This is a genomic window from Pseudomonas sp. 43NM1 (assembly GCF_002836905.1).
Taxonomy (GTDB): Bacteria; Pseudomonadota; Gammaproteobacteria; order Pseudomonadales; family Pseudomonadaceae; genus Aquipseudomonas; species Aquipseudomonas prosekii.
The window spans coordinates 1-3,456 of record NZ_MKGS01000092.1 but is presented as its reverse complement, the minus strand read 5'-3'; the positions used below and the strand labels follow the sequence as shown (position 1 = coordinate 3,456).

Annotated in this window: 5 protein-coding genes; 1 reads left to right on the top strand and 4 read right to left on the bottom strand. The window is 58.1% G+C overall.

Annotation, left to right across the window (positions count from 1 at the left end):
• Positions 1–548: MFS transporter (locus tag BI292_RS09545; protein WP_157831241.1), on the bottom strand; the 548-nt coding region annotated here is incomplete at its 3' end.
• A gap of 153 nt (positions 549–701) precedes the next feature.
• On the opposite strand from BI292_RS09545, the gene BI292_RS09540 reads away from it, so the two are divergent.
• Entirely contained in the window at positions 702–1,496 is a 795-nt protein-coding gene (locus BI292_RS09540) for an SDR family NAD(P)-dependent oxidoreductase (RefSeq protein ID WP_092279886.1), read from the top strand.
• A 333-nt stretch (positions 1,497–1,829) separates the two neighbouring features.
• Here BI292_RS09540 and BI292_RS09535 read toward each other — a convergent pair whose 3' ends face one another.
• The 3 genes from BI292_RS09535 to BI292_RS09530 form a co-directional block, all read right to left on the bottom strand.
• The gene (locus tag BI292_RS09535) at positions 1,830–2,654 is read right to left on the bottom strand and encodes an IS3 family transposase (RefSeq protein ID WP_231987151.1); all 825 of its coding nucleotides are present in this window, start codon (positions 2,652–2,654) and stop codon (positions 1,830–1,832) included.
• Positions 2,655–2,662: 8 nt separating this feature from the next.
• Positions 2,663–2,965, bottom strand: a complete 303-nt coding sequence (locus BI292_RS29130) for a transposase (RefSeq protein ID WP_256592642.1) — start codon at positions 2,963–2,965, stop codon at positions 2,663–2,665.
• 385 nt (positions 2,966–3,350) lie between these two features.
• Positions 3,351–3,456: CstA-like transporter-associated (seleno)protein (locus BI292_RS09530; RefSeq protein ID WP_157831240.1), on the bottom strand; the 106-nt coding region annotated here is incomplete at its 5' end.

The following is a 3,456-nucleotide window of genomic DNA, read 5'->3' as shown; positions in this document are numbered from 1 at the left end:
GCCGACGGCAGCCCGAGCGCCAGCCACATTCCGATCAGCGAGGTCACGCACATCAGGTAGAAAATCACTCGCGGGCCGTACTCGACACTGAGCAACGCACCCAGCGGCAGCGCCAGCATCGGCCCCGCCGCGATCACCGCGCGCGAACGCCCGGTACGCCGCGCCGCACCCAACGGCTCGGCGGTAGCCATCACTTGCGTGGACAAATTCAGCGCCGCGTACGACAACCCCCAACCGAGGCGCAACAGCAGCAACCACCAAAAACCCGACAGCGTCGCGTAACCCAACGCGCACAACGCCGCCGTGCCCGTGGCCAGCAGCAACGCCGGGCGATCACCCTGGCGGGTGTAAAACTGCATGACGTAGCGATAACCGAAAATCCGCACCAGCCGATTCGCCGCCAGCAAAATCCCCGCCTCGGCCAACGTGATGCCGAATGCCTGCGACTGCATCGGCAACAGCAGGTACAACAAGACATCGCCAGGTAAACACAGGGCCAATACCGAAGCGGCCCGGAACGAGTGTTGGTCGGCGGTTTTTTCTGACATGAGAGCGACAGGCCTTGGCAAAAATCTTCAACGTCCAGACTGGCGTGAAGCAACGCCGCTGACAAACTTTTTTACAAATCATCGGAATGCCTTGAACTCCACAAAGCCCCGCGCAGTCATCCCTCTTACCTCCCCTTCAAGCGAGTGATAGCCATGAACATCGATCTATCCAGCAAAACCGCGCTGGTCACCGGCTCAACCCAAGGCATCGGTTTTGCGATTGCTAAAGGCCTGGCGCAATCCGGTGCCGAGGTGGTGATCAATGGGCGCAAGCAGGACGCTGTCGACGCCGCTGTCAGCCAACTCAAAAAGCTGCTGCCCAACGCCAAGGTGCGCGGGATCGCCGCCGACGCCGGCACCGCCGAGGGCTGCAAGAGCATGGTCGCCGCCCTGCCGCACGTGGATATTCTGGTGAACAACGTCGGCATTTATGGCCCGCAGGATTTCTTCGAAACCGAGGATGAGGTCTGGGAAAAATTCTTCGAGGTCAACGTGATGTCCGGTGTGCGCCTGTCGCGCGCCTATCTCGAAGGCATGGCGAAAAACGCCTGGGGCCGGGTGGTGTTCATCTCGTCCGAGTCGGCGCTGAACATCCCGGCGGACATGATCCATTACGGTTTCACCAAGACTTCAAACCTGTCGATTTCACGGGGTCTGGCCAAGCGCATGGCGGGCACTGGCGTGACCGTCAACGCCGTACTGCCAGGGCCGACGTTGTCCGAAGGGCTGCAGGAGATGCTCAAGGATGAACAGCAAAAGTCCGGCGAATCGATGGAAAAAGTTGCAGCCGATTTTGTCATGGCCAACCGTCCGACCTCGATCATCCAGCGCGCGGCCGAAATGGAAGAAGTAGCGAACATGGTGGTCTACGTGGCCTCACCGCAAGCCTCAGCCACCACCGGCGCGGCATTGCGCGTAGACGGCGGCGTCGTCGACAGCCTCGCCTGACCGACCAACCCAAACCCTGTAGGAGCAAGGCTTGCCCGCGAAAGCGGTATATCAGGTCAGCAAAAATCGCCTGACCGACCGCCATCGCGAGCAAGCTCGGCTCCCACAACTGCGCGGTTGTCTGCGGTTATATGCCCAACACAAAACCCGTAGGAGCGAGGCTTGCCCGCGAAAGCGCTGGGTCAGGTAATCAAAAATCGCCTGACCGACCGCCATCGCGAGCAAGCTCTGCTCCCACAACTGCGCGGTTGTCTGCGGTTATATGCCCAGCCCAAACCCTGTAGGAGCGAGGCTGATCTGGTCAAGTAATCCTGGACACCAATTACGGTTTTTTCACGCCGCCATTTTCTCCATGGCGACCGGTGACCGGTAATCGTTGTAGCTATGGAGCCTGAAGTTGTTGTAGCGCACCACGTAGCGCTGCAAATCAGCCCGGGCTTCATACTCCGAGCGGTAACCGGCTTCAGGCACCCACTCTGATTTCAGACTTCCAAAGAAACGCTCCATCGGGGCGTTATCCCAGCATTCGCCTTTACGACTCATGCTTTGCCGCAGTCCATTCGCCAGCAACTCATTCCTGAACTTATGGCTGGTGTACTGGCAGCCTTGATCGGAGTGAAACAGCACGTCTTTGGGTTTGCCTCGCAGCTCAACCGCCATCCGTAGGGCCTCGCAGGTCAGCTCCGCATCCGAGATCATCGAAAACGCCCACCCCACGAGCCGGCGGGCGAACAGATCCAGAACCGCTGCAAAATACATCCACCGCGTGCCGACCTTGATGTACGTCACGTCCGCGCACCACACTTGGTTGATCGCCGTGACATCAAACTCGCGCTTGAGCACGTGCGGCGCCACCAAGGCTTCAACGCCAGATGACTTGTATTTGTGACGTCGGCGCTGACGACTGACCACGCCGGCTTCTCGCATCAAGCTGCGAGCCATGTGCCGCCCGACGCGATGCCCCTTGGCTTGCAGCTCCCTGGAAAGGGTGCGCGCCCCCGCGGAAGCTCTGGATTCCTTGTGATGCTCGACCAGCATGGCTTTGAGTTTCTCCCGCTCAGGGTTCACCTTGCCTTGGCGCTGACGCCAAGCATAAAAACTGCTGCGGCTGACTTCAAACACGCGGCAGCAGTCGTTAACGCCATATCGCTCGCCCAGCTCATTGATCAGTGAGAATGATCTTTGGCGTCCAACAGCAGGAGAGCACTGGCCTTTTTTAGGATTTCGATATCCCGGTCTTTTTGCCTGAGCAAGGCTTTGAGTTCCTGGATTTCTCGCTGGTCAGCCGTGATCGCTTTGGCTCCCACCGGGGTCGAACCCTGGCGTTCTTTACGCACCTGATCGACCCAGCGACGCAAGGCGGTAGAGCCAATATCTAAACTGGCGCAAACCTCGGGAACCGATATCCCCTCATCCAGCACCATGCCAGCAGCCTTGAGTTTGAACTCAGTTGAATAAGAATTACGCATATCCAAAAACACCTCAGATTTGGGCGCCATCATAGCGCCCGATTGAAGTGTCCAAAATCATTAGGCCAGTTCAGCTCGGCTCCCACAGGGGGTTTCTGTTGTGCGCAGATTTGTGTGCACTGCAAAACAAATGTGGGAGCGAGCTTGCTCGCGATGGCGGCGGAACATTCAACACCGTTGCTGAATGTCAGACCGCTATCGCGAGCAAGCTCGGCTCCCACAGGGGATTTCTGTTGTGCTCAGATTTGTGTTCATGCAAAACAAATGTGGGAGCTAGCTTGCTCGCGATGGCGATTGAACATTCAACACAGTTGCTGAATGTCAGACCGCTATCGCAAGCAAGCTCGGCTCCCACAGGGTTTTGCGTTGCTTCAATGACAGCCGTTTAACAACACTTCGGCCCGGATTTGCCGCCGTAACGCGCTTCCTGACGTTCGCGGAAGAACATTTCGTAGGTCATCACCGGTTTGTCCGGGTGGTTGGTTTGCATG

Bases quoted from the DNA above. Each gene is read 5' to 3' on its own strand.
- BI292_RS09540 (WP_092279886.1), top strand. From the start codon at position 702: ATGAACATCGATCTATCCAGCAAAACCGCGCTGGTCACCGGCTCAACC.
- BI292_RS29130 (WP_256592642.1), bottom strand. From the start codon at position 2,965: ATGCGTAATTCTTATTCAACTGAGTTCAAACTCAAGGCTGCTGGCATG.